Consider the following 26,610-nt stretch of genomic DNA (forward strand, 5'->3'; position numbering starts at 1 on the left):
GTCAGACCTCCCCGGCGGCTTCCGCAGCCGGCTTCCCGGCCGCTTCTGCCGCAGCCTCCTCGTCTCCTTCTTCGGGCGGGCGGACGATGAGCACGTCCCTGTGAGCCCGCCGGACGACGTCGGAGGCCACGTTGCCCAGCAGCCGCCCGACGATCGACGTATCACGAATGGCGCCGAGAACAAGCGCATCGACTCGGTACTGCTTAGCCGCCTCGAGGAGGGCCTCGGCCGGTTCGCCGTCGACTAAGAGCGCGGCGGCGACGCGGACTCCCGTCCCTTCGGCGACGTCGACGGCCCGCTCCAGAGCGTCGGTCGCCGCGGCCACGCCGGGCACCTGGCCCATGGTCGCGTACTTCGTGGCCGCTATCTCGGGAGCCGACGCCGCATCGCGGTCGCTGATGGCCGTGTAGGCGCAGACGATCACGACGTCGGCCTCATTGGAGGCCGCGATGGAGACGGCCCGCCGAACGGTCGGCCCGGCCAGCGGACTGCCGTCGGTTCCCACAAGGATTCGGCTGTACTTCGGCATGTTTTCGGTCATTTCGCTCACTTGCTTTCCTTGAAGTCTCCGGCCACCTTCGGCGGGGCGGAAACGTCGTCCATGTCTCGGATGGTCGGGGGCTCGTTGATCCACGTCATGGCGATCGCTGCCAAGCCCATGAGAACGCCCGTGAAGGTGATCGCGTTCGTCGGATCCTTGCCCAAGAAGGTGTCATAGACGAATCCGAAGGTCACGGTCTCCAACAGCTGCGGCAGCACGATCATCATATTGAGGATGCCCATGTACACGCCGTACCTGTTCGAGGGAACCATGCGGACCGCCATGATGTACGGCACGCCCAAAAGCGACGCCCACGAGATGCCGAAGCCGATCATCGGCAAGAAAACGAGGAACTTGTTGGTGACGTGCGGAAGGATGAGAAGCGATACGAGAGCGCATATGAGGCTCGCCGTGTGGACCCACTTGGCGCCGTGCTTCTTCGCAAGAGACACGAGGCCGAAGGCCACCATGAAGGTGACGACGTTGTACGAGCCGTTCACAAGACCGGTCCACGTAGTCGCTTCCCTATACGCCTGGGACTGCGCATCGGTTGTGTTGAACACCGATTTGGCGATGGACAGAGAGATGAACTGCCAGTAGACGAACATCGCGTACCACTGGAACAGGTACACGAGCCCCAGCTTGCGCAGCTCCTTCGGCATCTCGACAATCGCGTTGCCAATATCCTTGAGCGCACCGAAACGCTCGCGGTCCTTCTTCAAGCGAAGCTGCGCAAGTTCCTCCGGCGACGGCGGAATCTCGTCCGTGGACAAAACGGAGACAAGGACGGTGGCGATGGAGCACACCGACCCCAGCATGAAGGCGCCGAAGACGTAGTAAGGCAAGCCCGAGCCGGCCACCCCGTCCCATATATGTTCGAAAAGGAACATCGAGGCATTGGCGAGGGTGATTCCCAGGCCCGCGAAGAAGGACTGGGCGAGGAAGCCCTTGGCAGTCTGACTGGGCGGGAGCCTATCGGCGATGAAGGCGCGGTACGGCTCCATTGCGGTGTTGTTCGAGGCGTCCAGCAGCCACAAAAGCAGGACGGCCATCCACAGGGCCGAGACAAATGGGAAGAGGAAGAGGCATACGGAGCAGCCGATGGCGCCGACGACGAAGAACGGCTTTCGCCTCCCCCATTTCTCGCTCCACGTCCTGTCCGACATGGCGCCGATAAGCGGCTGAATGAGAAGGCCCGTGATGGGGCCGGCCATATTGAGGATCGGCAGCTCCGACTCGTCGGCGCCCAGCATCTTGTAGATCGGGTTGATCGCGGTCTGCTGCATTCCGAAGGAATACTGAATGCCGAAGAAGCCGAGATTCATGAGGAGAATCTGCCTCATGCTCATCATCGGCTTGTGCCGAATGACCGTGGTATTTTTCTGCGTCATGGAATTCCGTTCTATGAGGCGGCGCCAGTGCCGTCGATGTATGCCTGAAGCCTGTCGAGAATGGACTCCCAAACCTTGGCGTAGTCGACCGCGGCTTGGGACTCATAGGGGCCCTGGACGACCCTCAGGAGGGTCTTGCCCTGGCCCTGCCTCGAAAACTCGACCCGCAGCTCAACGGGCCTGGAGGGATCGATCCCCTCAATTCCGGTGATCCTCTGCTGGCTCACAAGGACATCGGGGTAGAAGACCTCGGTGTATATGCCGTCGATAACCCACGTCCTTGCGGGGTCGTCGTCACGGACTTTCGTATGACGGAGGCGACCACCGAGTCGCGGATCAAGCTCGACCGACTCGGGCACAACGTGCCATCCGTCGGGCGCGAACCATTGCGCGAGCACCTTCGGCTCGGTGAAAGCCCTGAACAAAACGTTGCGCGGCTCCTCGAAGATCCGCTCAACCTCAAGGACTGTATCGGGTTCCATATCGATTCCTCTGTTGCAATCGGAGGGACATCATCATAGGTGTCCACAATGAACGCCTTCTGCACGGTCGGAGGATCGACTCCTCAGCGAGAGTAATGGATCTGACAATCGTGCGGCGGCGTCAGCCTATCAACGGCCATCCGACCACTTCCCCACCCGTCTCACATACAGGACAGCGCCCCTTCCCCCAGATCGCGCCGAATTCGACCAAATCCCGGAAAAATCGGCTAAAAACACGTCATGTGCGTTGCCTCACAACCGGCGATTGTCGGGGACTTTTGTCCCCGCGTTTTGCTAGGCCAAGCTTCACATTTCGTCGGCGGGGGCGTCGGATCGATTGCGGGGACGACGCCGGAAACCCTAGAGCCGTCAATCGACGCGACGCCCCGAGAGCCGGTCAATCGACGTCGACGGCGAGCATGCGATGATCCGAAACGGCCAGGCGCCGCGTCGTCGCTTCTCCCGCCGCCCGGAAGCCTACCCCGAGGATGTGGTCGATCTGAGAGCTGGGCTCGTCGTCGGGATAGGTCAGCGCCTGCGCGAGGACCTCGTACTCGGTCTGCTTCTGAATGTCTTCGAGGCGCGTGTTGAGGTCGCCGAGGACGATTCGGGGAGCGTCGGGGATGCCGCGGCGTCGGGCGACCCTCGCCATAAAGTCTTCGAGGCGGCGCAGCTGCTTGCGATTGTCCGGCTGTTTCGTGGTCAAGTGCGTGGCGCCGACGACGACGGGCTTCGGGGTCAGGAGCACGGCGACTATCGCCATCCTCTGCTCCTCGAGGCGGAAACGCCAGCCGAGGCGCCGGTCGGACGCCCTGCGCATCGGATTCCTCCACGAAGGCAGCCTGAGAGCCCTGATGTAATCGATGGGGTACGTCGTGGCGAAGGCGATCCCGTATCCGCGCCGCGAGCGCCGAAACATCCTAGCGATGAAGTTACTCGGCGCCCGGCGGCACGCCGCGAAGCGCCGATGCTCCATTCCCGCGCTCTCGGCGAACGCCGAGAGGATCGATCGGCCGCGATCCTCCCTGACTTCTTGCAGAGCCAGCACATCGGGTTTGAGCTGCGCGATTTCCGCAGCTGCCTCGCGAACCGCCGCGTCGTTCATGGCGTCGTCGCCCAGTACGGCGCCGCCCCAGGATTGGTTGGCCCGCCCGCTCTGGACGTTGAAGCTCACAAGGCGCATGGGGATCACTCCGCGGGCTCGAAGGACAGGCTGACCGAGTTCATGCAGTAGCGCTGCCCTGTCGGGGTCTGCGGCGCATCCGGGAACACGTGGCCGAGATGCGAGTCGCAAGAGGCGCAGCGAACCTCAGTCCGGGGATAGCCCAGCTTGTAGTCGACGTCGGTGACCACGGAATCCATCGACGAAGGATCGTAGAAGCTCGGCCAGCCGCAGCCCGAATCGAACTTCGTCTCGGAGCGGAAAAGCTCGGCCCCGCACCCGCGGCAGCGGTAGACGCCTTCGCGCCCTTCGCCCAGAAGCTCGCCGCTGAAGGGAGCTTCCGTTCCGGCCTCGCGCAGCACGTGATACTCGGCGGGAGCGAGAACTGCGCGCCATTCCTCGTCCGTTTGCGGCACAAGAGGTTTCGTCATACCACTATGCTGACTTTCGTCGCGTGACGTGTCCATCGCTCTCACTCTGAGCAGAATGGGCACGGCTGGCCACCGAGCGCAGCCGCGCGCCAGCGGCCTAGCCGCGCCAGTGACCCCGGACTCGCGTTGCGGCCAAGTTGTTTTCTTCCTTCGTTCCAGCATCGCCCCAGCGGCCGCGGGCGCACGTTACGGCGCTCATGCGCGAAGGGCGAGGCGCTGCGAAGAAGCCGCCCCACAACGCCTGACTGCAGCCGCCTATGCTTTGGCGCCGGCCTCGCTCTTGGCACCCGCGCGAATCTCCGTGGCGGGGCCTTCGCCGCCTTCCTGCGCCCCTTCACCGTCGACATCGCCTTCCGCGGGGCCCTGCGTCCCTTCCTTCTTGCGGGCGGCTTCCTCCCGCTCGCGCATGGCGTCTTCGCCGGGCCCGGCGAAGTCCTTGCCGCGCTTCTCCGCCCCTGCGGATCCGGTGAAGATCGAGGCTTCGTACCCGGTTTCCGTCAGCGGCGAGGGCGCCGTCTGGGGGGTCGGTTCGCGGTCGGCGAGAGGAACGCGCACCACCGGCGGGGACGCGGGGAACACCCTGGTACCCGTCGGGCCGAGGTCGCCGTGGCGCCGTTTGCCGTGCGGACCGGACGGGCCGCCCTGGGGGCTGGCCGAACGGAACGTCGGGCGGCTCTGGTCTTTGCCGTCGGATACTCTGACGACGTCGGGCCTGCCGGAGTTCGGAGCGTCGGGCCGGCCCGCGGGAAGAAGGGCGTCCGCCGCAGGAATTTCCTCGAGCAGCGGATCGGGCGGGTTGACGAAGCTGCGCCCGTGAGGGACCGCGTCGGGCGCGTTCGCCTGTATCCAGCGAACGAGCCGCTCGCGCACGAAGAACTTGAGATCGATGAGGTTCGAAGGCGTCACGGCGGAAACAAGCGCCGAGACTTGAATCGACGTGCTCTCGGCGGCGCGAACCTGGATGATTCCGGTGTTGCCGTCCCACAGCGTGGTTTCCTTGAGGATCCTGTCGAGTTCGGCGCGCAGAGCTGGAATCGGAACGCTCCAGTCGAGCAGCAGGTCGACGTATCCGAGCATTTCAGGCGCCCGTCGCGTCCAGTTCTCGAAGGTCTTGGTGGTCAGTTCCTTGGACGGCACGATGAGCCTTCGTCCGTCCCACACTTTGAGGACGACGTAGCTGAGGGTGATGTCCTCGACCTTCGCGTACTGGTCGTTGTTCCATATGACGATGTCGCCCATGCGGATCGAGTCGGAGAAGGCCAGTTGCAGGCCCGCGAACAGGTTGCCCAAGGTCGACTGCGCCGCAAGGCCGGCGACCACGGAGATGACTCCTGCCGAGGCAAAGACCGAGGTGCCGAACGCCCTTGCCAGCGGGAAGGTCATGAGGATGGCGGCGGCGCCCAAGATCCAGATCGAGATTCCGACCACCCTGTTGAGTACGCGGACCTGCGTCTGCACCTTCCAGTAACGCGACTGCCCGCTCGCCTTCACGCGGTTGAGGATGAGGTCTTGCACGCCCGTCGCAACCGACGAGACGAACCAGGTCAAAGCCGCGATCGTTGCGATGAGGAACGCGTGGTCGGCCCACATGCTCCAGCCGACGTCCCCGCCGTTCGTGGCCATCGGCAGCGCGACGGAGAATCCGATCCACGCCCCGATGACGGCGAAGGAGACGCCCATGGGCCTGACGACAGGATGCGAAGCCTGCCTGAGAAAAACGTGGCGCCGCAAGATGAAGCGCATAAACATCTGGATCCCGATCGAAACCAGCATGCCCACAAAAAATCCGGTGCCTATGCCCAACAGAATCGTCAGCGCGTCCACCGCAACAGAACCCGCCGTCTCCTTCGCCGGAGGCTCCGCGCGCACAGCCGCTGCCGGCGCGAACGCGGGGACGTGTGCGAGCGTGAGGGGCTGCGCGATCGCAGCCGAATGCGCCGACGTCGTAGCAGAACCCATCGACGCCGCCGCGGAAACAACTTCGTAACCGTTTGCCAAGAATACTCCCATGCCCTCAAGGCTAAGCGATGCCGTCTGAAAGTACGCCATATTCCCGCGGAATATGGCCAAGGTTATGCGTTCGGAGTTTCGCGGTGCGTGCGCTTTCGGCCTCGCAGGGCAGCACACGCCTGCGGCCTGACGGACCATGCGATTGCAGCCTGACGGACCATGCGTACCCGGCGTCGCAAGCCGGGCGCCCGCGCCATTTCACACCCGCGCCTTCGCGGCGTCGCGAACCGCCCGAACGCATCCTCCGCCGCCTGGGCGCACCTGCAGCGCCTCTTGACCGTCAGGTCAGTCGCCCCAGCCACAGGAGTATCGGCCCGGCAAACGCCGAGCGGCGGCTTTGCCTTCCAGCTGCGCAGGCCCCTCGAGGGCCGCAAGCGCACCTCGGAACAACATGCGCTCCGGGAGCCTTGGGTCAGTGAGCAAAGCCACAGCTTATCCGGTTTTGCAATGACCCTCCCCTTTCCTCTAAGCTAATCGAGTTCCACCAGCCGGCAACGGTGAGGAACGGACAAACAGACAATCGGTCCGCCCCTATCGTCTAGTGGCCTAGGACGGCGCCCTTTCACGGCGCTAACACCGGTTCGAATCCGGTTGGGGGTGCGAGAAGGTCAATGAATCTTCATTGGCCCCGTAGCGCAGTTGGTTAGCGCGCCGCCCTGTCACGGCGGAGGTCGCGGGTTCAAGTCCCGTCGGGGTCGCGGACAATCGCCCGGGAGGCCGGGCTTTCGTCTATCAGGCTCTGTAGCTCAGTTGGTAGAGCGTTCGACTGAAAATCGAAAGGTCACCGGATCGACGCCGGTCGGAGCCACTGCCTCGAATCCAGGACATGCGTACGTCCCTCCCCGCCTCCCTTTAGCTTCTCCCATGTGCGATCTCACGCGCTTCAACACGTACAAACTTACGCATGCGCTTCAACGCGTACAAACTTACGCGTGCGCTTCCCGCATACGAACTTTCGCGCTTCTACGCGCGCAGACCCTTGTTCTTCTCGCACCGCACGACTCCTAGTGCGCGAATTCTTGGTCCCTCTAAAGCAGGGGCTCAAATCCGTCGCCCCGGCAATCCTCGGCCGAGCGACGGACTAGAGACGCCTACGACGCCCCGGCTTTTTTGGCACGTTTTGGCACTTCCAACACGCGTCTCGGCCTTTCGGGGCGTGCCGAGTTCTTGTTGGCACATGTAAAGAATTTTTACACATCCCAAAAACGTGTAAAAAATTTGGCGATTCTTTTACACGTCAAGAATTCCGTGTCTAGAATTTTTCCATGTGGAAACCCGATCTTCCCTACAATGAACTCCCGTTCCCTCCCGTCGACGAACTGGAGACTCGCTCGATTCTTCGGGCGGCGGCGAACGCGCGGGCGGCGCTCGCCGGACTGGATCAGGCAGTCAAACAGATTCCCAACCCAGAGATCCTCATCTCTCCTCTCTCGCTCCTCGAAGCGCAGGCAAGCTCGGAAATCGAAAACATCGTGACCACAACCGACGACCTCTTCCGAGACGAAAACCTCAGGAGCGCCGCACCGGACCCAGCGGTAAAGGAGACTTTGCGCTACCGGGAGGCTCTGTTCGCTGGGCTCAAGGAGGTTCGCCGTCGTCCCCTCAACACGAATATCGCCCTCGAAGTAAGCTCCCACATAAGCGGCTACAACATGGAGCCGAGGTCCCTGCCCGGCACTTTCATCGGAAACCCCACGACCTTGGAAGCCCGGTACACGCCCCCCGAAGGCAAAGAGCTCATCGCCCGCAAGCTCGGGGATTGGGAGAAGATCGTCCACATCGGAGACAAACTCGACCCATTGGTCGCAATGGCGGTTGCACACTACCAGTTTGAGGCAATCCACCCTTTCACGGACAGCAACGGGCGCACGGGAAGGATCCTCAACATCCTCATGCTCATCGAAAGGAGGCTTTTGAGCGAACCGGTTCTCTACCTTTCCCGTTACATCATCGAAAACAAAAACGAGTACTACGACCGCCTCCTGGCCGTGACGCGAGACGGCGCCTGGCATGAGTGGCTTTCCTTCATGCTGAGCGCCGTGCATTCGACCTCCGAGGAGACGCTCGCAACCATCGACAGAATCCAAGGGCTTCGCCGCACGATTCGCGAGCAAATGCGCTCGAATCGGGGAAGTTCGAACGCCGACCTTCTGGACCTGCTCCTCGAACGGCCATACTGCCGAATCGCCGACGTCGAAAACGCCTGCAACGTCACGCGCCCAACGGCGACCAAACGTCTGGAAGAGCTGGTCGCCGCGGGCGTGCTGGACGACAGAAGAGTCGGCAGAGACAGACTTTTCGTCAATGTGCCGCTGATGAAGATCCTCCGCAGCCCTGGATCCGCCGCGCAGGCACGCTGAGGCTGCGAGATTGGCGCTTGCCGGGCAAGGTCCTTCTGTGGCCACGCCGCCGCGGAATGCGTTGAGCCCCTCGGATTTAAGATCGTCCGGCAGAATAGTTGCTGGCCAGGCGCCTAAAGCACCTCGACCAGCCGAATCAGGTATCCGTCGGGGTCTTGGACGACGAACTCCTTCTGCCCTTCCAAACCGGCGCCTTGGGTACCCGTTTCATACCAAATCTGCCGCAGATCCCGAAACGGCCGGACGCCCAGTGCGGCCAGCCTCGAACGTGCGGCGCCGACGTCGGAAATTTCGATTTGGAGGCCCATCCCCCGCCCCCTCGGCGCACGGACGCGGCCGGCGAACCAAGCCTCCGAATGGTCTTCTTCGAGCATGAGTTGGGCGCCGTTGAGTTCGAGGCATGCGAACAAGGGATCCTCCCTGGAAAAGAGAATCCGGAAACCGACTCCTTTGACGTAAAAGTCGAGACTCACGAAGATGTCGCCGACGGACAACTCGGGAACGAGCGGATTCCAACGCATAGCCCGATCATGGCATACGTTCTGCCCACCAATTCGTCGGACTCCGTATACTCAAGTGTGGAACCACGTACATTTCGTGGAAAACCCTCGTTAAATCGCTCGCATTCGCATAGACTTCGCGTCAAGTAGCCTCGCGGCAGAGCCCTGAAAGGAGGGACTTCCTCCATGAGTCCAAAGACGGCCCATGTCCAAGTCCTTGCCCCGTTGACCGGCGTTATGGTGCCGATCGAAAGCGTTCCCGATCCCGTCTTCGCCCAGAAGATGGTCGGCGATGGATTCTCCATCGACCCTTTCGACGGCACGGTTTTCGCTCCGGTTTCGGGAGAGATCGCCGATCTCCAAAACGCCCATCACGCCCTCACGATACGCACGCCGGAGGGGATCGAGATCCTCATCCACATCGGCCTTGAAACCGTCAGCCTGGAAGGACGCGGGTTCACGCCCCACGTCGCCAGGGGCGACAAGGTCGCCGCCGGCGACAAGCTCATAACCTTCGACGTCGACCGGGTTGCCCGCGAGGCGAAAAGCCTTCTCACCCAAGTGGTCGTCGCCAATATGGACGCGATTGCCTCGATCCGGCCCGAGACCGGAATGGTTGTCGGCGGACGGTCCTTGGCCGCCACCATCGAACTCGCCGCACCGAAGGCCCGCGCATCGGCCGGCGGCGGGGGCGAGGCCTTCGTCGGCACGGTTGTCATCCCCAACCCGACGGGCTTGCACGCGCGGCCCGCCGCAACCCTCGTCGCCCTGGCCAAGAGCTTCGAGAGCGACATTAAGCTGGCTTCCCAGGGAAACACCGCCAACGCGAAATCGATCGTCGCCATCATGGGCCTGGGCCTCGCCCACGGCCAGGAGGTCGAAGTCAGCGCCACAGGGCCCGACGCCGAGCGCGCACTCGCCGAAGTCATTGAGGCGATCAACGGCGGCCTCGGGGAAGAGCCCGTGCCCGCGGGCTCGCCGGGCTCGGCACAGGCCGCACCCGCGCAAGCCGCCCCCGCGCAAGAGCCGCCGGCCCGCCGCTCGGAGGACCCCGACGTCTACCTGGGCATTCCCGCTTCGCCGGGCCTGGCCGTTGGCGCGCTCGTCCAGCTGCGCACGCAGGAGTTCGCCATCGTCGAGGCGGGGCTCAACCCGGCCGACGAGCGGCGCACCCTGCGCGACGGGCTCAACCGCGCGCTGTGGTCTTTGGGGGAGCTGGCCGACGGTTTGCGCAAGCAAGGCGACGAGGAACGCGCCGCCATCTTCTCCGCGCACGAAGAGCTGCTGCAGGATCCGGAGCTTCTCCATCTGGCGAATGTCGCAGTAAACGAAGGAAAAAGCGCCGCTTTCGCCTGGCGCAACGCCTACACGACGTTCGCCGACCAGCTCGAGTCGCTGGGCAACGAGGTGCTTGCCGGGCGCGCCACGGACGTGCGCGACGCCGGCGTCCGCGTGCTCCAGGAGATCACCGGGCAAAAGCTCGAACGCCCGGAGCTTCCCGAAAACACGATCCTCGTGGCCGAGGAGCTGACGCCTTCGGACACTGCTCAGCTCGACCGTTCGAAGGTCGTCGGATTTGCGACCGTCACCGGCGGCGCCTCCTCCCACGTCGCGATCATCGCGCGCTCGCTCGACATTCCCGCGATCGCCGGAATTGAAGACGCCGTACTCAACCTTGAAGACGGCACTCGGGCGGTTCTCGACGGGACCTCCGGCGAGCTGCGGACGAATCTTTCCGAGGCCGACCTTTCCGCGGTTCGCAAGCGCCAGAAGCGCATCGAGGCCCGCAAGGCCGCCGAATACGCGAAGAAGGACGAGCCCGCAGTCACCTCCGACGGACGACGGGTCCAGGTGGTCGCCAACATCGGCGGGGTCGACGACGCAAAGGAGTCTCAGACGAAGGGCGCCGAAGGCGTCGGCCTTCTGCGCAGCGAATTCATCTTCCTTGGACGCGCCGACGCCCCCAGCGAGGACGAGCAGGTCGCGATCTACGCCGATTGCGCGCGCGCTTTGGCGCCCGGTCAGCCGCTCGTCATTCGCACGCTCGACGTCGGCGGAGACAAGCCGCTCGCGTACCTCCCCCTCGGAGAGGAGGACAACCCGTTCCTCGGCCTGCGCGGAGTGCGGGTGGGCTTGGACCGCCCCGACACTCTGCGCCCGCAGATCCGCGCGATCCTTCGGGCCGCGGATGAAGGGGCCAAGCTCCACGTCATGTTCCCGATGGTCGCTACGATCAGCGACTGGCGCCGCGCGAAGGCGATGTGGGACGAAGAGGCCGAGGACCTCGGGTACCGGGGCAAGGTGAGTCTGGGCATCATGATGGAGGTTCCTTCCGTCGGCGTGATGGCCAAGCAGTTCGCCGCAGAGGAGGGCCTTGACTTCTTCAGCGTCGGCTCGAACGACCTGACGAGCTACACCCTGGCCATGGACCGGGGAAACGCCAAAGTCGCCGCGCAGGTGGACGCATGCGACCCCTCGATTTTGGCTCTCATCGGCCAGGCGGCCGAGGCCCTGCACGAGAAGGGCAAGTGGATCGGGGTGTGCGGCGGCGTCGCCTCAGACCCGCAGGCGGTTCCGATCCTCGTAGGCTTGGGCGTGGACGAGCTGAGCTGCTCGATCCCGGCCATCCCTTCGATCAAAGCGAAAGTCAGGGCGTATTCTTACAGAGAGTGCAAGTCGCTCGCCGATGCGGCGCTGACGTCCGCGACCCCCGAAGAAGTCCGCGCCCTCGTCCCTCTCGACGAGGTATGAGGAGGTAACCATGAGTACCGCTTCCGAGATCGTCGCCGCCGTCGGCGGCCCTGAAAATATCTCCAGCCTCACCCATTGCGCTACTCGCCTGCGTTTCCAGCTAGTCGACGCTTCGAAAGTCGACGGCAACGTGATCGATGCGATCGACGGCGTCATGGGTTCCGTCCCCCAGTCCGGGGAACGCTATCAGATCATCATCGGCGGCGCCGTGCAGACGGTGTACAACGCCATCAACGCCCTGCCCGAGATGCAGGGCAACCGCCAGCCGACCGACGCCGAAATCAAGGCCGCGGCCCGATCCGGCGGGCCCCGGGGCAAGTCCGCGTGGCTCGACACGTTTTTCGAGTTCCTGTCGGATTCGTTCCGCCCCGTGCTCGGCGCGCTGCTCGGCGCTTCGCTCATCATCACCTTCATGTCGATCATGGCGACGCTCAAGGTTGTCGGGAATTGGTCCGACCCGAAGGTGACCCTTTCGCCCTCGTGGACGTTCGTCAACCTCATGTGGCAGTCGGTGTTCACCTTCCTGCCCCTGATGGTGGCGTACAACGCCTCGAAGAAGGCGGGCGCCGATCCGTGGGTCGGCTTCGCGATCATGGCCTTCGTCATGCTTCCGGGCTTCACGTCTTTGGGCGAGCATCCCACGCAGACCATCAAGCTCGCGGGAGGGAACAAGATTCCTATCGTGGAAGTCTTCGGCTTGCCGCTGACGGTTCCGAGCTACGGCTCGCAGGTGTTCCCGCCGCTGTTTATGGCCGTGGTCCTGGGGCTTTTGTACAAGCTGCTCAAGAGGATCGTTCCCGAGAACGTGCAGCTGGTGTTCGTGCCTTTCTTGGCCTTCGTCATCATGATCCCGCTGACGGCCTTCCTCATTGGGCCCGCTGGAATCTACGTCGGCGGCTGGATCGGCAACTCGCTCGGCGCGATCAACAGCTTCTCGCCGTTCATTTTCGCGATCATCGTTCCTCTCGCCTACCCGTTCATGGTGCCGGTCGGTCTGCACTGGCCGATCAATGCGATCATGCTCGCCAACATCGCCTCGCTGGGCCACGACTACATCCAGGGCCCGATGGGCGCATGGAACTTCGCCTGCTTCGGTGCGACGGCGGGCGTTCTGTTCCTCGCTTTCCGCGACCGCGACACACAGATGCGTCAGACGGCTACCGGCGCTTTGGCCGCCGGCCTCCTCGGAGGCATCTCCGAGCCGTCCCTTTACGGCATCCATCTGCGGTTCAAGAAGATCTACTCGCGAATGCTGCCCGGCTGCCTTGTGGGCGGGTTGATCATCGGCATCGGCGGCGGCGTGAACATCAAGGCCTTCGTCTTCACTTCGCTGTTGACGATCCCCGCCTTCGACAACATCCCGCTCTACGCGATCGCCGTGTTCGCGGCCTTCATCACGTCCTTGCTGCTGGTCGTTTTCCTCGATTACCGCACGCCTGAGGACAAGGCCGCCGCGCACGCTAAGGCTTCTGCCGATGCGGACGCCGCGACGGTGGAGGGCCCTGCCGGGGCCGACGCCGCATCCGCCGGAGCTGCGGCGGCCGGCGCCTCGCCCGCCGGGGACGCGATCGAGCAAAGTCGTGTCGAGGCCCTTTTCGCGGGTCTCGGCGGCCGCGACAACGTGGCGAAGCTCGAGAACGTCGCTTCGACGCGCCTGCGCGTCGAAGTCCGCGATTCTTCGCTGGTCGATCTCGACGTTCTCAACTCCGCCGGCATTGCGGGCGCCGCCGAGGTTGTCCCGGGGGTCTGGCATGTGATCCTCGGGCAAGAAGCGTCTGCTTTCGCAAAGGCCGCAAGCCTCGCGGAGGCACCCGCCAAGTAGCTCAACGGCCCGCTGCCGCAACAACACCCCCGGTTTGCCGCACAGTTCGCGCTGTGCGGCAAACCGTTTTCGGAGGCTTCCAAAGCCGAGGATTCGGCACTGACGCGTCCCAAGATCCGAGAACAGACGGGCTGCCCCGAAGGCGCAAGGACAGACTGCACCTCTCCGAAAGCGCACGACCGGCAGACAGGTCCCTCCTCAGGGCACGACGGCGGTCCTTCCTCAGGGAACGACGGCGGGCGAGTCCGTCATCGCTAGCTCCCCTTCGCCCTAATGCCGATCTCCGTTAGACCGTCTGAACCGAATAGTGAAAATCTGGCGCGGTACCGTATTCACTCGTCAGTTCACAAGGACGGACTCCGCCTCGACGAGGCGAAAAAGGGGTGCCTACGTCGTCGACGTAGCCGCTCCCTCAACGGGATGCGCAGCGCCAGCAACAGTAAACGAGGCTCGTTAAGCGACGGTCGACGCCTCCATTCGCCGAAGGGCAAAGGCCCGCGAAGCACAATCCCGGACAATCGCCCCCCCCGACGTTCCCAATCAAGGCATCCCCGTCGAGACACAAAGGGAGAATCGCATGAGCGACCCTCGAATCGTTTGGACACGCGTACCGAGCATCTCCGGGGTCTTTCCTGAGAAAAACTAGGCGCGTGCGACGACGAACGCCTCTGCCCCCAAGAGACAATCCTCGCCCCGAAGGCAATCTGCCGGGAAGAAGCACTCCGCTCCACACCTGCCCTCCCGCCCGCCCCAAAAATCTCGCCCCCAAAGCTCCGCTTCACCGAACCTCTCCGTCTCCGAGCCAATCCACTGCCTCAGCAATCCCCTCCGAACCAACCCGCCGTCCCAACAGCCTCGCCGCCCCAACAGCCTCGCCGCCCCAACAACTCCGCCGCCCCAACAGCCCGCCGCCAAAACGGCATCCCTCCCCGAAAGCTTCGGGAAACCAATTCCCACAACCACGTTTGCGATACTACGTCTGACGTACTACGCTTATCGAAGCATGGTCGATCGAGCCTCATGGAAGCAGGGCTGGTCGAGCCTCAAAAGCCAGCGACTTCAGGTTTGATCGCGTCCCAGCATCAGTACCTGACATACCTGCACACAACCCCGGACGAAAGGAATCCCATGATCGGCGGCGACGCCATCCGCGGATACATCGACCTCATGGTCCTTTCGATTCTGCGGGAACACGCCTCCTACCCCTACGAACTCGTCAAGACCATCACCGAAATCTCGGGCGGCGCCTACGCCATCAAGCAGACCACGCTTTACAGCGCGGTCAAGCGCCTCGAAGCCACAGGCCTCGTCGCCTCGTTTCCCGACGTCTCCGAGTCGGGAAAACCACGAACCTACTACCGAATGACCGACGAAGGGCGAGCATCCCTGCGCTCCAAAATCGCCGAGTGGAAAGCCACACGAGCCGTCGTCGATCGATTTGTGAAAGGAAGTCACTAATGGACGTCGTCTACGCCTATCTCGACACCATGTTCTCTCCCTACGCTTCCAGCCCCCGACTCGACTCGGCGAAAGAGGAACTGCGAGGGATGATGGAGGACGCCTACTCTGCCAGGGTCGCGCAAGGAAATTCGCACAACGAGGCCGTCGGGGCGGTCATCGCCGAGTTCGGCAATCTCGACGAACTCGCCGAAGTGCTCGGCATTTCAACCGAACTCAATCGCGCGAGCAGCGCACACGCCGACGACGCCGCCCGCGACGCGACATCCCCCGGCTCGGCGACGCGCGGTTCCGACGACGCCGCAGCGCGAGGCGCCAACCCCGCGGGCGCCCACGCCGCGCATGCCGCCCCCTCAGGCGCCCGCCCCCGCGCCTCCGCCGCAGACGGCTCTGCCGCAGCCCCGCCAGCCGAGGGACCGAGGGCCGGCTCATTCACGGCCGACTCATTCACGGCCGGCTCAACGAGGACCGGCTCCGCAGCCTCCGGTTTCGCGGAGACCCGCTTCATCGACCCCGACTCGGAGGCACGCCAAGCGCACAGACCGTCCGACAACAGGGACCAGTGGTGGGACTACGGGCGGAAGTGGGCAAACCGGGACGATGAGCCGGGCACTCGAGTCGACATCTTCGCCGCCGTCTTCTGGCCCGTCATCACCTCCATCTACCTTTTGTGGAGCTTCATCTGGAAAGCTTGGGCCGTCTCGTGGCTTATTTGGCCCATCGCCGGAGTCCTCTTCGGGCCTGCGGTGATCATCGCTTCGGCTTGGTCAAACCGCCGAGGCAGGCGCAAGAACGACCTAATGCCCTGAATGCCCGCAGTCCAATAACAAACAAACCGATGCTAAATCTTCACGTTCGTAAAACTTTACTCCAGTAGACTTCCAGAAAAGCTCCAGTAAATCTCCGGTCCAGGCTTTCACACTTGAAGCATGGACGACAAGACAACGCCTTTTAACAGCAACGCCACCGAGAACGGACGGGAGCGCAAAAAGGCGGCCTCCACACCGCCGCCCCCCCGCAAACGGGAGCAAACATCTCGCAAACGCCCACGAACGGCTTGCCGGCGACCAGCCCGTCGGCGGCCAGCTGACCGCCGAACGCGTGCAGCCCAGCGGCAGTTGGCCGCCGGTCGAATGCAGGCTGCCCGCAAAGGACCAGTCCGCAAGCAGCGATCCCGTCGACGGCCAGCCCGCGGGCGACGAGCCGGCCGAGGATCAGTCGGCAAGCGACCTTTCAGCAAGCGACCTTCCCGCAGAAAGGCTTTCGCGCCGGAAGCGGCGGAAGGCCGCCAAGGCGGCCAAGCGCGCGGCCAACCCCCGCAAGTACAAGCGGCGGCGGCGCATCGTCGCAGCGAGTTCGCTCTCCGTCGCGCTCGCCGTCGGAACGGGAACCGCTTGGGCGCTCAACCGCTACGTCATCGACCATGTCGAAATCTCGAACGTCAAGGAGTACGAGGCCAAGCAGCAGGCGTCCGCGTCGAACGCCGCGAAGGACTATTCGAGCAGCAATGTCAAAACGACCGTGACGGACAGCTCGTACACGGGAGCGAACGGCACGGTCAAGGTCGAACAGATTGCCACCGGCTCCGGGAACAACACTGTCACCTATTACGTCGCCACCGTGAAGCTCACGGACGCGACCGCCCTGAAGTCCGCCTTCGCCAACAACCAGTTCGGCCGCAACATCACCCAGAAGACCTCGACCATCGCCTCGAACAACAACGCGATCTTCGCGATCAACGGCGACTACTACGGCTTCAGAAGCAGCGGAATCGTCATCCGCAACGGGGTCGTCTACCGTGACGACGGCGCCCGCGCCGGCCTCGCCTTCTACCGCGACGGGTCGGTGAAGATCTACGACGAAACCAGCACGAACGGCCAGAAACTCGTCAAGGAAGGCGTGTGGAACACCCTGTCCTTCGGCCCGTCGCTCGTCAAGAACGGAAAGATCGTGGAAGGGATCGACGACGTCGAGATCGACACGAACTTCGGCAACCACTCAATCCAGGGCAACCAGCCGCGCACCCTGGTCGGCGCGAAGAAGGACGGCACGCTGGTCTTCGTCGTCGTCGATGGAAGGGACGCCGGATACTCGCGCGGCGTCACGATGACCGAAGCCGCCAAGATCATGCTCGAGCAGGGCTGCGTCACCGCCTACAACCTCGACGGCGGCGGCTCCTCGACCATGTACTTCAACGGCGAGGTCATCAACGAGCCCTCCAACGGCGGTGAGCGCGGAACGTCGGACATCCTCTACGTGGAGAAGCTGTCATGATCGTCGTCATTCCCTCGCTCGAACCCGATCGCAGGCTCCCCGACCTCGTCTGCGACATCCGCAGGGAGCTCCCGGACGCGCAAATCCTCGTGGTCGATGACGGGTCCGGCCCCGGCTATTGCCCCATCTTCCAGGAGGCGCGGGACAACGGCGCGCGGGTCATCGGATACTACAGAAACCGCGGGAAGGGCTACGCGCTGCGAACAGCCTTCCGGTGGTGCCTCGAAAACGCGCCCGGCCAGGAGGTCGTCTGCGCCGATTCGGACGGCCAGCACAGACCCGCCGACATCGCCGCGGTCGCCCGGGAGGCGCGCAGCGATCCGCAGGCGTTGGTGCTGGGAGTGCGGGCCTTCGCGGGCGACGTGCCGGCCAGGTCTCGTTTCGGCAACGCGATGAGCGCGCAGTTCTTCAGGCTGGCGTCGGGAGTGAAGGTCTCCGACACCCAGACGGGGCTCCGCGGATACGGACCCGACCAGCTCAAAGACCTGCTCGACGTTCCCGGGGACCGTTTCGAGTGGGAGCTCAACGCCTTGCTGGCGGCTGCGGACGCCAAGCGGCGAATCGTGCAGACGCCAATCGAAACCGTGTACATCGACGCGAACTCGGGTTCGCATTTCCGTCCGCTGCGGGATTCGTGGCGTGTGTTCCGCCCCCTGCTCGCCTTTGCGGGCGCGGGAGTGTTTTGCTGGGCCCTCGAGCTCGCCCTTTTCCTGGCCCTGGCGGGCCATTTCAACCTTCTGGCTGCCGTCGTCGGCTCGCGGCTGACGTCCGGCGTCGTCAACTTCGCCCTCAACAAGCTGGGAGTGTTCCGCGACCATTCGACCGACAGGACATGGAGTCAGGTCAGGCAGTACACCCTGCTGGCGCTCGTTCTCATGGCCGTGACGTACGCCGGCGTCGAGGCGCTCGGCCTGTTGCACGTGCCGCTGTGGCTGGCGAAGATCGCCACGGACGTTCTTGGGTTCGCCGTGAGCTTCGCGGTGCAGCGCCGCTTCATCTTTCGCACGCGCCCGCACGGGCGGGCGCTGAAGGAAGGTTCGGGAAGGGCTCGTCAGAGCACCGCTACGGCGGCATCGTAGTCGGGCGCGTCGGCGATGTCGGAAACGAGTTCCCGGTGGAGGACGGTTCCCTCGGCGTCGAGGACGACGACGGCGCGGGCGAGAAGCCCGGCCAGCGGAGTGTCGAGGAGGGTGACCCCGTAGTCCTTGCCGAAACTCGACCGGAACGAGGAACCGACGAGGACGTGGTCGATGCCCTCGGCCGCGCAGAAACGGCTGGCGGCAAACGGAAGGTCAGCCGAGACGCAGACCACCGCCGTGTTGTCCAAAGACGCCGCCCGCTTGTTGAACTCGCGGACCGACGCGGCGCACACGCCGGTGTCGATGCTCGGGAAGATGTTGAGGACGACGCGCTTGCCCGCGAGGGACTCGCTCGTCAGGTCGGAAAGGTCGGCGGCCGTGAGGGCAAAGGCAGGCGCGGCGGAGCCGACGGCCGGCAGTTCGCCGACGGTGTTGGCGGGTTCTCCATGGAAACGAATGGTAGACATAAGTCAATTTTCGACGCGTCGAACGCAATCGCGCAAGATGCAAAAGTATCGCTGATAACGAACCGAGGGCTGCGGGCGGGGAGGAAAACGGTGAGTGGGCTTCGCCTTTTTCGCCCTCGTGGGTGAGAATAGTTGTGCATTGTCGACCGCCGCGATACGAAGGGGAATGAGGGTGGACAATTCTAATGCGCAAGAAGAGGCGCTGCGAGCTCGCGCGCAAGCAGAGTATGCGAAGCTTCGGGAGCAGATGCGTCGGCAGGACGGAGAGTCCCTGAAGGGAGCCTCGGAGGCCGCACGCACGGCCGCTCCAGCCGCTTCGGGAGCTACCTCGGCCGCTTCCCGCCCTTCCGGCGTCGGCGGCGAGCCCGGAGGCACGACGACGCACCCTGGAGGCACGACGACGCAGCCCGGCGCCGCGGCCGCGCAACCTTCGGGCGCGGACAAGCCCACCATCGGCTCCCTCGTCGCAGACCTTTCCTCGCAGGCCTCAACCCTGGTGCGCGGGGAGCTGGAGTACGCTCAGGCGAACCTCAAGGCCAAGGTCAAGAACCTGGGGATGGGCGGAGTCCATCTGGGCATCGCCGCATTCATCGGCCTGTATGCGACGGGGATGCTTCTCGTGACTTTCGCCCTCGTCCTTGCAATATGGCTTCCCGTGTGGGCGGGCTTCCTCATCGTGACGACCGCGCTGCTTCTGCTCGCGGGAGCCTTCGCGCTTCTCGGGGCGAAGAAGCTAAAGGCGTCGCAGGCCTACAAGGTGTCCCCCGGCGACGGATTCGGCAAAGACGTCGCTGCCTTCAAGAACGGATTGAAAAAGTGAGCAACAAACCCAACGACGACGACAAAGACATCGAGCAGATCGAGGCCAATCTCGCTGCGACCCGCGAATCGATGACCGCCACGGTCAATGAGCTGGCTGCGCGGCTCAACCCCTCGACTCTGGCGGAGGACGCCAAGAAACAGGTCAAGGCCAAGGCCTCTCATGCCGCTGAGACGGTCAAGGGGGTCGTGTCCGACGCCAAGCGGGGAGACCGGCGCGCCTTGGCGATCGTCGGCGGCGCCGCGGCGGCAGTCGTCGGCGTCCTCGCCCTGAAGTTCGCGCGCCGTCGGCGGGCCAAAAAACGCGTTTGAGGGCAATCGCACGCGTTCGACGTGGCGCTGACGCACCCATGCGCGCTAAGCTATAGAACGCGAACGGATGAGTAAACCATTGGGGCGCCATCGAGCTTGCCCCGCGATGAGACGAAGGGGGTCGAGCCATGGGGCGCGGCCGTCAAAAGGCTAAGCAACGCAAAGTAGCTAGAGATCTCAAGTATTTCACCCCGGATACCGATTATGAAGCCTTGGAGCGCGAGCTCAAAGCGTCTTCAAAGAGCGACGACGAGCAGGACGACTACGACAAGTACGACGTCCCGCCCGCCACGGACGAGTGGGACGAAGACGACTGGAAGCCATCGCGCTGACGACGTCTGGCGAGGGCGGTGCGAACGGGTTCGCTCCCGTTCGCACCGCCCTCGCCAACCTCACTTGGCCGACGAATCGAGATTTCGCTTAATGGCGCTCTTTTAACGGCAGGCTCCGCAAACTCAACGGTTCGCAGATTCAACGATAGGCCCCAAAAACCCGGACGGTTCCGCCGTGCACGCCCTTCGTTCCGCCGACGACTCGCTCTGAGGCGGCGCGTGAAGCGTCCGAGCCAGCGGCCCTGCTGGCGCCCGCGTCCGAAGCTGCCCCTTGGCCCGCATCGACGTCCTCGGACACGACTCCGATCGGCCAGGCAGCGCAGCCGCGGGCCGCACTGGAGGCGACGACGGCGTCGACCTCTTCCTCCGCGAGCACGGCGACCATTCCGACTCCCATGTTGAGCGTGTCTTCAAGGTCTTCCCAAGCGACCCTGCCAAGCTCGCGCACAATCGAAAAAACCGGTGGGACTTCGATGGACGAGCGGTCGATCGAGGCACGCATCCCGGCGGGCACGACCCGCGCCAGATTGGCCGCCAGCCCGCCGCCCGTCACATGCGAGAAAGCGTGGACCCTCCCCGAAACCTCCAGGCACAGCGGAGAGTAGAGCCGCGTGGGCTCCAAGAGCTCCTCCCCCAGCGTCCGCCCGAACTCGGGCACATCGCGGTCCAAAGGCCAGCCCGATTCGGCGACGATTCGGCGCACGAGCGAGTACCCGTTGGAATGCAACCCGCTGGAGGCGATGGCGAGGACGACGTCGCCCGCTTCGACGCGCTCGGGGCCGAGGGCCTCGTCGGCCTCCACCACGCCGGTGGCCGCGCCGGCGACGTCGTAGTCGTCAGGCGCCATGAGGCCGGGGTGCTCTGCCGTTTCCCCGCCCAGAAGAGGGACGCCCACGAACTCGCACGCCCGCGCGACGCCGCGCACGACGTCGGCGATCCGCTCGGGGTCGACGCGCCCGCAGGCGATGTAGTCCGTCATGAGGAGCGGGCGCGCGCCGACCACCGCGATGTCGTCGACGACCATGCCGACGAGGTCCTGGCCGATCGTGTCGTGCACGTCGAGGGCACGGGCTATGGCGATCTTCGTTCCGACGCCGTCGGTCGACGTCGCCAGAAGGGGCCTTTGAAACTCTCTCAGGGCGGAGACGTCTACCATTCCGGCGAAGCCCCCCACTCCGCCGACGACGTCGGCGCCGAGCGTGCGCCCGACGGCGGCTTTCATGAGCTCGACGGCGCGGTCCCCGGCCTCCGTGTCGACCCCGGCCGCCGCGTAGGCGGACACCCGTTCTTTCACCGTTCCTCCAATGGTCGTTTCACTGTCTTTCCGACGGATCGCACGTGCCCGCGGGCCCGCCGAGGAGGTCGGACCCCGAAGAGGCCGCAACGCTCGCGACGTCCACGGGATAGCCTCCCGTGAAGCAAGCCGTGCACAGATCCTTCCGGGCTTGCTCGGTCGCCCGCACCATGCCGTCGAGGGATATGTACCCGAGGGTGTCGGCGCCGACGTCGTCGCAGATTTCCTCGACGCCCATCGAATTGGCGATGAGCTCGCTTCGGGTGGGGAAGTCGATCCCGAAGAAGCAGGGCCAGGTCACCGGCGGCGAGGAGATGCGGATGTGCACCTCCGCGGCCCCGGCCTCCCGCAGCATGGCGACGAGGGCGCGCTGGGTGTTGCCGCGGACGATCGAATCGTCGACGACGACGAGCCGCTTGCCCTCGATCACTTCCTTCATGGGATTGAGCTTGAGGCGGATGCCTCGCTGGCGTTGCAGCTGCGTGGGGGCGATGAAGGTTCGTCCGACGTAGGCGTTCTTCACCAGTCCTTGGCCGTAGGGGATGCCCGACCCCTGCGCGTATCCGATGGCGGCGGGCGTGCCCGAAGACGGCGTGGCGATGACGAGGTCGGCCTCGACCGGGTGCTCTTCGGCGAGGATGCGGCCCATCTCCAGGCGCGCCGAGTTGACGGACCGCCCTGCGATGGCCGTGTCCGGGCGCGCGAGGTAGACGTATTCGAAGACGCATCCCGCCTTCTTCGGCTCGGCCCACATGTGGGACTCGACGTCGTCTTCGCCGATGGCGAGGAACTCGCCGGGGCTGACCTCCCGCTCGAATTCGGCGCCGACGATGTCCAGTGCCGCGGTTTCCGACGCCACGACCCATCCGCCGTCGAGCCTACCGAGCACGAGGGGGCGGAAACCGTGCCGGTCGCGCGCGGCATAGAGGTGGGTTTCGTCCATGAAAGCAAGGGAGAAAGCCCCCTCCAGGCGCGGAAGGACGCTCAGGGCCGCATCGGCGAGGCTCTGCGCGTCGACGCAGCCGAACAGCGCGGTGAGAACCGCCGTGTCCGTGGAGGAGCCGCGGCCGAGCTCGCCCGTGAGGTCCTCGCCCGAGCGCGCACGGACCTCTTCCATCAGCTCCGCGGTGTTCGTGAGATTCCCGTTGTGGGCCAGCGCGACGGTTCCCGAATGCGCGTCGCCCGGCGCCGGGCCTGCGGACGGCGATGAAAAACGGGTGGGGCCCAGGGTCGGCTGGGCGTTCTCCCAGGCGGAGGCGCCGGTGGTCGCGTAGCGAACGTGGCCGACGCCCATGTGCCCGTTCAACGTGGACAGCGATTTTTCGTCGAACACCTGCGAGACGAGGCCCATGTCCTTGTACACGAGAATCGTCTGGCCGTTCGACACGGCGATTCCCGCCGATTCCTGCCCGCGATGCTGCAAAGCGTAGAGCCCGTAGTACGCCAGCTGAGCCACCGGCTGACCGGGTGCGTACACTCCGAAGACGCCGCATTCTTCCTGCGGTTTTTCGCCGGGGAAGAGCTCGGCGGTCAAGCGCCCATCAGCCACCACGGACCAATTGTCTCACAATGCGGGTCACTTTCATCCGTCGTTTCTCGGATGTCGGATGAGTTCGCGGCGAGCGGCCCGCCTGCGCCCTGTCGGATCAGGATCGACGACGAGGGCAGCTGGGGATTCTACGGCGGGCCCGCCTGCGCCCTGTCGGATCAGAAGCCTGCGGCGTTCGGCGCCTTTCGGGACGGCGGCGCCGCTCCCTCGTCGGATGAGGGGCCTGGGCCCCCTAAGAGACGGAATTCGACGGTCGACGTCGCAACATCGGCCTTGTGCAAAACAGCGGACACCCTCTCCCCGCGAACGAGCGGATCGCCGACGATCGTCGCCTGGACCGCGGGCTCGCGGATCATCACTTTGCCGACGCCGCGCGCATCCTCCCCGGCGGCCGGCTTGCCGCGCCGGCGAAGCACGTCGACGACGACGCCGTCGAACGCCTCCCCCTCGCGCCCGGCGAGCACGAGCGCCTCGACGGCGTCCAGGGCGCCGCGTTCGTACTGGCCGGCGATCTTGGCGGAAGCGGCCATCTCCTCGGGAAGCTTGCCGAGGCCCTCGCGAACCCACGCCGGCAGATCGTCGCCCGTGCAGATGCAGCGGCAGGTTTCGAGCGCATACCTGTCGGCGAGCCGGCGAAGCGGCGCCGTCACATGCGCGTACCTCGTCGCGAGGGCGGCGTGGTCGAGCACCGTCTCCCCGCGATGCCTGGCCTCTCCGCGGTTCTCGCCTCCGCCGCCGCCGGCGGGCAGAGCCCGGTACCCGGCTCCGCGAAACAGGCTCACGGCCTCGTTGAGGAAGGCCGCGCCGGCCGAGCTGTGCGCGCTGATCCCGCGGACGAAGTACGGGTAGCTCACGCCTTCCGGCCAGGTCAGGCCGAGAGCCCGGGCAACCGAGCGCAGACGCTCGACGTCGCGCCGCTCGGCGGGCGGCATCGTTCTGAGAATGCCGACGTTCGCGTCTCCCATGAGCCGGGCGGCGGCAATGCCCGTCACGAGGGACAGTTGCGCGTTCCATTCCTCGACGCGCGTCATCGTGCGGTAGGAGAGCCGGTACCCGCCGTTGTCGGGCTCGACCGCCTGGGCGGGCAGCGCCAGGGAGATTCCCCCGCGGGAAGCCTCGAGGATTTGGCGCTTCAAGCCGACTTCGGCGAGGAGCGCAACCTGGTCTTCCTTCACCTCCGGGGGAAGCGGAGGGCCGCCGTCGAGGGCGGATTGAACCTGGTCGTAGCTGAGCTTGGCCACTGAGCGGACGGCGGCCAGCTCGACCCACGTCCACGTGAGCTCGCCGGCGGCGTCGAGGTGGTGGTACCAGAGGTAGGCGGGGCGCCCTTCGCCGGGAAGCAGAGACGCGGCGCCGTGCGAAAGGACCTCGGGGTGGAGCGGAATCGAACCGTCGGGTCCGTAAAAGGTCTGCCCGCGGCGGTGGGTTTCCCCGTCCAGCGGCCCGCCCGGTTCGATGAACGTTCCGACGGCGGAGACTGCGTATCGAAGGAGATAGCCGTCGCCTTCGCGCTCGATGAAGAACGCCTGGTCGAGGTCAAGCGAGCCGGCCGGATCGACCGTGACGAAGGGGATGTCGCACCGATCGACGAAGCGCGCCCGGAAATCGGGGTCGCCTTTCCAGCGCGCGGCGGCGCGCTCGGCGTCGGCTGCGGCCTCCGCGGGGAAGTCGGCTGCAATTCCGAGCTTTTCCCTCAGCGCGGCGAGGGCCCCGGCGACCGCGCGGGATCCGGCGACGTTCGTTTTGATGAGACGTTGTGGCACTGACTCAGCCTATCGGCGCCAAAGGAGGCTGTCACTCCGCCCAGCGGCCTAGCGTCGCGTCGGTGAACAGCGGAAAGCACGGGCCGAGGTCCGCCCGGGCGCCCGACGCCGTGGCCTTCCCTGACCTTTCGGCATCGTTCCAGGTCATCGAGCCGACGACGAGGCCGAGGAAGACGCCGACCTCCATCTCGACGACGTTGGGCGGAGTGCCGCGCCTGTGGGCTGGCCCTCGGCCAATCTGGACCGCCCCGGCGAAGGGGACTCGCACCTCGACGCTGTGCCCCGGGCAGCGCTGCGCAAGCTCACGGAGGGCGAAGCGGGCGGCGGTGCGGGCCTGGCCCGACTCCAGGGTCTCTCCGGCCGCTGCCCTGGATAAAAGCGGCATGGCCTCATGCGGTTCGATCGTTCCCGGCATGCTCCCAAGGTTATACCCGCGCGAGGGCGATCCGGCCGCTCACCCGCCCCGCGCTCTCACATGCCGTGTATTCACCACGCAAATAAGCGCGAACAGGCGTAAACTGATAGGTAGGCGGGCGATTAGGCCGCCATCGCCGATTCGGGCGGGCATACGGGGGGCGCGCCCGGCGAGGACGTGGCGACGTGCGCCAGGGGACGTCGGCGGGCCGACGCCGAAGCGTTCCCCTCGCCGCCGTCCGCGCCAATGAGGCCCGCGCGCTGCAGCTCGTCCGCCTCGTCTGCCGCATATGCCCTCTGAAGTTCGATAAAGGTTCCGCCAGATGATCGTCACCCTCACTCCAAACCCGTCTCTCGATCGCACCGTCACACTGCCGGGCCCGCTGCTGCGCGGGGCCGTCAACCGTTTGGGCTCCGTCACGGTCGAGCCCGGCGGGAAGGGCGTCAACGTCGCCCGCGTGCTGGCCTCCTCCGGCCAGGAGGCCACGGCCCTCGTCCCCGCCGCGTCGGACGACCCGCTTCTCAGGGCGATCGATTCCCTCGGCCTGCCGGGCCTGGCCTGCCGGGCCGTTCCCGTGGCCGGGGCGGCCCGAATCAACACCGCCGTCACCGAGCCCGACGGAACGACGACGAAGCTCAACGAGTCCGGCGCGGGCCTGAGCGAGGCCGAGGTCGCAGCCGTTGAAGCCGCGCTGTCCGAGGAGCTGCGCCCCGCCTCCGACGGGCGCAGCTGGGCGGTGCTCTCCGGGTCGCTTCCGCCGGGAGCCCCAGTCGACTGGTATGTCCGCCTCGTCGGCCTGCTCCGGCCTCTGGGCGTGCGCATCGCCGTCGACACCTCGGACGCCCCCCTTGCGGCCCTGGCGGCCGGCCTTCCGGACTGCGCGCCGGACCTGATCAAGCCCAACGGGCAGGAGCTCGCCCAGCTGGCCGGCCGAGGCGCGACGGACTTGGAGGACGCCGCCGTCGCCGGCGACTTCGGCCCGGTGGCCGAGGCAGCGCGCATCCTCGTCGAGCTCGGGATCGGCGCCGTTTTGGCGACTCTGGGACCTGCGGGAGGCGTTCTGGCCACCGGCGAGGGCGCCTGGCATGCCACCGCACCCTCCGTTCCGGTCGTCTCCACCGTAGGCGCGGGAGACTCGTCCATCGCGGGATTCATCCTGGCCGATGTCCGCGGCGGCGGGCAGGCCGAGTGCCTGCGCACCGCCATGGCATACGGCTCGGCCGCGGCAAGCCTTCCCGGCACCGCCCTGCCCACGCCGCGCGACCTGCCCGCGCAGGCCTCTGAGATCGTCCGACTCAACTGAACCCGTCTATCGCGCGTCGAGGTCCCTCTGCGCTCCGTCCGGCGTCGCCAAGCACAATTCCCACTCCGGAAACAAACACATAACCCAACCCGAAA

23 protein-coding genes and 3 tRNA genes are annotated in these 26,610 nt (G+C 65.3%); 14 read left to right on the top strand and 12 right to left on the bottom strand.

Features of this window, described 5'->3' with window-relative positions; all coding sequences use genetic code 11:
* Window position 1: 1 nt before the first annotated feature.
* From A4H34_RS00805 to A4H34_RS00830, 6 genes are all read right to left on the bottom strand, one after another.
* Entirely contained in the window at window positions 2-541 is a 540-nt protein-coding gene (locus A4H34_RS00805) for a universal stress protein (RefSeq protein WP_009198394.1), read from the bottom strand.
* Between the two features lie 5 nt (window positions 542-546).
* Window positions 547-1,932 carry an MFS transporter gene (locus A4H34_RS00810; protein ID WP_064230747.1) on the bottom strand — a complete coding sequence of 462 codons (1,386 nt, stop codon included), beginning with the start codon at window positions 1,930-1,932 and terminating at the stop codon, window positions 547-549.
* An 11-nt stretch (window positions 1,933-1,943) separates the two neighbouring features.
* Window positions 1,944-2,414, bottom strand: coding sequence for an SRPBCC family protein (locus A4H34_RS00815; protein WP_064230748.1), 471 nt, complete (start codon window positions 2,412-2,414; stop codon window positions 1,944-1,946).
* A gap of 397 nt (window positions 2,415-2,811) precedes the next feature.
* Entirely contained in the window at window positions 2,812-3,597 is a 786-nt protein-coding gene (locus A4H34_RS00820; protein WP_064230749.1) for an endonuclease/exonuclease/phosphatase family protein, read from the bottom strand.
* 5 nt (window positions 3,598-3,602) lie between these two features.
* Entirely contained in the window at window positions 3,603-4,007 is a 405-nt protein-coding gene (gene msrB / locus A4H34_RS00825) for a peptide-methionine (R)-S-oxide reductase MsrB (protein WP_009198389.1), read from the bottom strand.
* A gap of 255 nt (window positions 4,008-4,262) precedes the next feature.
* Complete coding sequence (locus A4H34_RS00830; protein ID WP_197480377.1) at window positions 4,263-6,017, bottom strand: mechanosensitive ion channel domain-containing protein; 1,755 nt, start codon at window positions 6,015-6,017, stop codon at window positions 4,263-4,265.
* Between the two features lie 527 nt (window positions 6,018-6,544).
* Here A4H34_RS00830 and A4H34_RS00835 point away from each other — a divergent pair.
* From A4H34_RS00835 to A4H34_RS00850, 4 genes are all read left to right on the top strand, one after another.
* Window positions 6,545-6,617 (top strand) — tRNA-Glu (locus A4H34_RS00835).
* Window positions 6,618-6,641: 24 nt separating this feature from the next.
* Window positions 6,642-6,715, top strand: a tRNA-Asp gene (locus A4H34_RS00840).
* Between the two features lie 37 nt (window positions 6,716-6,752).
* Window positions 6,753-6,825 (top strand) — tRNA-Phe (locus A4H34_RS00845).
* Between the two features lie 457 nt (window positions 6,826-7,282).
* A complete protein-coding gene (locus A4H34_RS00850) occupies window positions 7,283-8,377 on the top strand; it encodes a Fic family protein (RefSeq protein ID WP_064230751.1) in 1,095 nt (364 codons plus the stop codon).
* A gap of 113 nt (window positions 8,378-8,490) precedes the next feature.
* On the opposite strand, the gene A4H34_RS00855 is transcribed toward A4H34_RS00850, so the two are convergent.
* Window positions 8,491-8,898, bottom strand: coding sequence for a VOC family protein (locus A4H34_RS00855; RefSeq protein ID WP_064230752.1), 408 nt, complete (start codon window positions 8,896-8,898; stop codon window positions 8,491-8,493).
* A gap of 165 nt (window positions 8,899-9,063) precedes the next feature.
* Here A4H34_RS00855 and ptsP point away from each other — a divergent pair, with 165 nt between their 5' ends.
* From ptsP to A4H34_RS00885, 6 genes are all read left to right on the top strand, one after another.
* Window positions 9,064-11,628, top strand: a complete 2,565-nt coding sequence (ptsP, locus tag A4H34_RS00860) for a phosphoenolpyruvate--protein phosphotransferase (protein WP_009198385.1) — start codon at window positions 9,064-9,066, stop codon at window positions 11,626-11,628.
* A gap of 10 nt (window positions 11,629-11,638) precedes the next feature.
* Window positions 11,639-13,450 (top strand): PTS transporter subunit EIIB, encoded by a 1,812-nt coding sequence (locus A4H34_RS00865; RefSeq protein ID WP_064230753.1) that lies wholly within the window; start codon window positions 11,639-11,641, stop codon window positions 13,448-13,450.
* 1,128 nt (window positions 13,451-14,578) lie between these two features.
* Window positions 14,579-14,908, top strand: coding sequence for a PadR family transcriptional regulator (locus A4H34_RS00870; RefSeq protein WP_040322573.1), 330 nt, complete (start codon window positions 14,579-14,581; stop codon window positions 14,906-14,908).
* Window positions 14,908-15,717: a permease prefix domain 1-containing protein gene (locus A4H34_RS00875; RefSeq protein WP_064230754.1), complete on the top strand. Its 810-nt coding sequence runs from the start codon at window positions 14,908-14,910 to the stop codon at window positions 15,715-15,717. Before A4H34_RS00870 ends, A4H34_RS00875 begins: the two co-directional genes overlap by 1 nt.
* A 292-nt stretch (window positions 15,718-16,009) precedes the next feature.
* Window positions 16,010-17,182 (top strand): phosphodiester glycosidase family protein, encoded by a 1,173-nt coding sequence (locus A4H34_RS00880; protein ID WP_231870906.1) that lies wholly within the window; start codon window positions 16,010-16,012, stop codon window positions 17,180-17,182.
* Window positions 17,179-18,261, top strand: a complete 1,083-nt coding sequence (locus A4H34_RS00885; protein WP_064230755.1) for a bifunctional glycosyltransferase family 2/GtrA family protein — start codon at window positions 17,179-17,181, stop codon at window positions 18,259-18,261. The genes A4H34_RS00880 and A4H34_RS00885 overlap by 4 nt, the downstream gene beginning before the upstream one ends.
* On the opposite strand, the gene tpx is transcribed toward A4H34_RS00885, so the two are convergent.
* A complete protein-coding gene (gene tpx, locus A4H34_RS00890; RefSeq protein ID WP_009198376.1) occupies window positions 18,234-18,728 on the bottom strand; it encodes a thiol peroxidase in 495 nt (164 codons plus the stop codon). The genes A4H34_RS00885 and tpx overlap by 28 nt on opposite strands.
* Before the next feature lie 172 nt (window positions 18,729-18,900).
* On the opposite strand from tpx, the gene A4H34_RS10510 reads away from it, so the two are divergent.
* The 3 genes from A4H34_RS10510 to A4H34_RS00905 all read left to right on the top strand — a co-directional run bounded on the left by A4H34_RS10510 (window position 18,901) and on the right by A4H34_RS00905 (window position 20,191).
* Window positions 18,901-19,548, top strand: coding sequence for a phage holin family protein (locus tag A4H34_RS10510; protein WP_197480378.1), 648 nt, complete (start codon window positions 18,901-18,903; stop codon window positions 19,546-19,548).
* A complete protein-coding gene (locus tag A4H34_RS00900; protein WP_064230756.1) occupies window positions 19,545-19,859 on the top strand; it encodes a DUF3618 domain-containing protein in 315 nt (104 codons plus the stop codon). The genes A4H34_RS10510 and A4H34_RS00900 overlap by 4 nt, the downstream gene beginning before the upstream one ends.
* Before the next feature lie 128 nt (window positions 19,860-19,987).
* Entirely contained in the window at window positions 19,988-20,191 is a 204-nt protein-coding gene (locus A4H34_RS00905; RefSeq protein WP_009198372.1) for a DUF3073 domain-containing protein, read from the top strand.
* Between the two features lie 139 nt (window positions 20,192-20,330).
* On the opposite strand, the gene purM is transcribed toward A4H34_RS00905, so the two are convergent.
* The 4 genes from purM to A4H34_RS00925 form a co-directional block, all read right to left on the bottom strand.
* Entirely contained in the window at window positions 20,331-21,485 is a 1,155-nt protein-coding gene (gene purM, locus A4H34_RS00910) for a phosphoribosylformylglycinamidine cyclo-ligase (protein ID WP_269452281.1), read from the bottom strand.
* A 19-nt stretch (window positions 21,486-21,504) separates the two neighbouring features.
* On the bottom strand, window positions 21,505-23,034 hold the full coding sequence (purF, locus tag A4H34_RS00915) for an amidophosphoribosyltransferase (RefSeq protein ID WP_064231628.1): 1,530 nt from the start codon (window positions 23,032-23,034) through the stop codon (window positions 21,505-21,507).
* Between the two features lie 158 nt (window positions 23,035-23,192).
* Window positions 23,193-24,797, bottom strand: coding sequence for an RNB domain-containing ribonuclease (locus tag A4H34_RS00920; RefSeq protein ID WP_064230757.1), 1,605 nt, complete (start codon window positions 24,795-24,797; stop codon window positions 23,193-23,195).
* 31 nt (window positions 24,798-24,828) lie between these two features.
* Entirely contained in the window at window positions 24,829-25,212 is a 384-nt protein-coding gene (locus A4H34_RS00925; protein WP_009198368.1) for a sterol carrier family protein, read from the bottom strand.
* Between the two features lie 322 nt (window positions 25,213-25,534).
* Between A4H34_RS00925 and A4H34_RS00930 the strand changes: the two genes are divergently transcribed.
* Window positions 25,535-26,515 carry a 1-phosphofructokinase family hexose kinase gene (locus tag A4H34_RS00930; RefSeq protein ID WP_064230758.1) on the top strand — a complete coding sequence of 327 codons (981 nt, stop codon included), beginning with the start codon at window positions 25,535-25,537 and terminating at the stop codon, window positions 26,513-26,515.
* The last annotated feature ends 95 nt before the right edge of the window (window positions 26,516-26,610 follow it).

This window comes from Peptidiphaga gingivicola (assembly GCF_001652275.1).
Taxonomy (GTDB): Bacteria; Actinomycetota; Actinomycetes; order Actinomycetales; family Actinomycetaceae; genus Peptidiphaga; species Peptidiphaga gingivicola.

Coding starts and splice junctions, on each gene's coding strand:
- A4H34_RS00805 (WP_009198394.1), bottom strand. CDS start 541: ATGACCGAAAACATGCCGAAGTACAGCCGAATCCTTGTGGGAACCGAC.
- A4H34_RS00810 (WP_064230747.1), bottom strand. CDS start 1,932: ATGACGCAGAAAAATACCACGGTCATTCGGCACAAGCCGATGATGAGC.
- A4H34_RS00815 (WP_064230748.1), bottom strand. CDS start 2,414: ATGGAACCCGATACAGTCCTTGAGGTTGAGCGGATCTTCGAGGAGCCG.
- A4H34_RS00820 (WP_064230749.1), bottom strand. CDS start 3,597: ATGCGCCTTGTGAGCTTCAACGTCCAGAGCGGGCGGGCCAACCAATCC.
- msrB (WP_009198389.1), bottom strand. CDS start 4,007: ATGACGAAACCTCTTGTGCCGCAAACGGACGAGGAATGGCGCGCAGTT.
- A4H34_RS00830 (WP_197480377.1), bottom strand. CDS start 6,017: ATGGGAGTATTCTTGGCAAACGGTTACGAAGTTGTTTCCGCGGCGGCG.
- A4H34_RS00850 (WP_064230751.1), top strand. CDS start 7,283: ATGTGGAAACCCGATCTTCCCTACAATGAACTCCCGTTCCCTCCCGTC.
- A4H34_RS00855 (WP_064230752.1), bottom strand. CDS start 8,898: ATGCGTTGGAATCCGCTCGTTCCCGAGTTGTCCGTCGGCGACATCTTC.
- ptsP (WP_009198385.1), top strand. CDS start 9,064: ATGAGTCCAAAGACGGCCCATGTCCAAGTCCTTGCCCCGTTGACCGGC.
- A4H34_RS00865 (WP_064230753.1), top strand. CDS start 11,639: ATGAGTACCGCTTCCGAGATCGTCGCCGCCGTCGGCGGCCCTGAAAAT.
- A4H34_RS00870 (WP_040322573.1), top strand. CDS start 14,579: ATGATCGGCGGCGACGCCATCCGCGGATACATCGACCTCATGGTCCTT.
- A4H34_RS00875 (WP_064230754.1), top strand. CDS start 14,908: ATGGACGTCGTCTACGCCTATCTCGACACCATGTTCTCTCCCTACGCT.
- A4H34_RS00885 (WP_064230755.1), top strand. CDS start 17,179: ATGATCGTCGTCATTCCCTCGCTCGAACCCGATCGCAGGCTCCCCGAC.
- tpx (WP_009198376.1), bottom strand. CDS start 18,728: ATGTCTACCATTCGTTTCCATGGAGAACCCGCCAACACCGTCGGCGAA.
- A4H34_RS00905 (WP_009198372.1), top strand. CDS start 19,988: ATGGGGCGCGGCCGTCAAAAGGCTAAGCAACGCAAAGTAGCTAGAGAT.
- A4H34_RS00925 (WP_009198368.1), bottom strand. CDS start 25,212: ATGCCGGGAACGATCGAACCGCATGAGGCCATGCCGCTTTTATCCAGG.
- A4H34_RS00930 (WP_064230758.1), top strand. CDS start 25,535: ATGATCGTCACCCTCACTCCAAACCCGTCTCTCGATCGCACCGTCACA.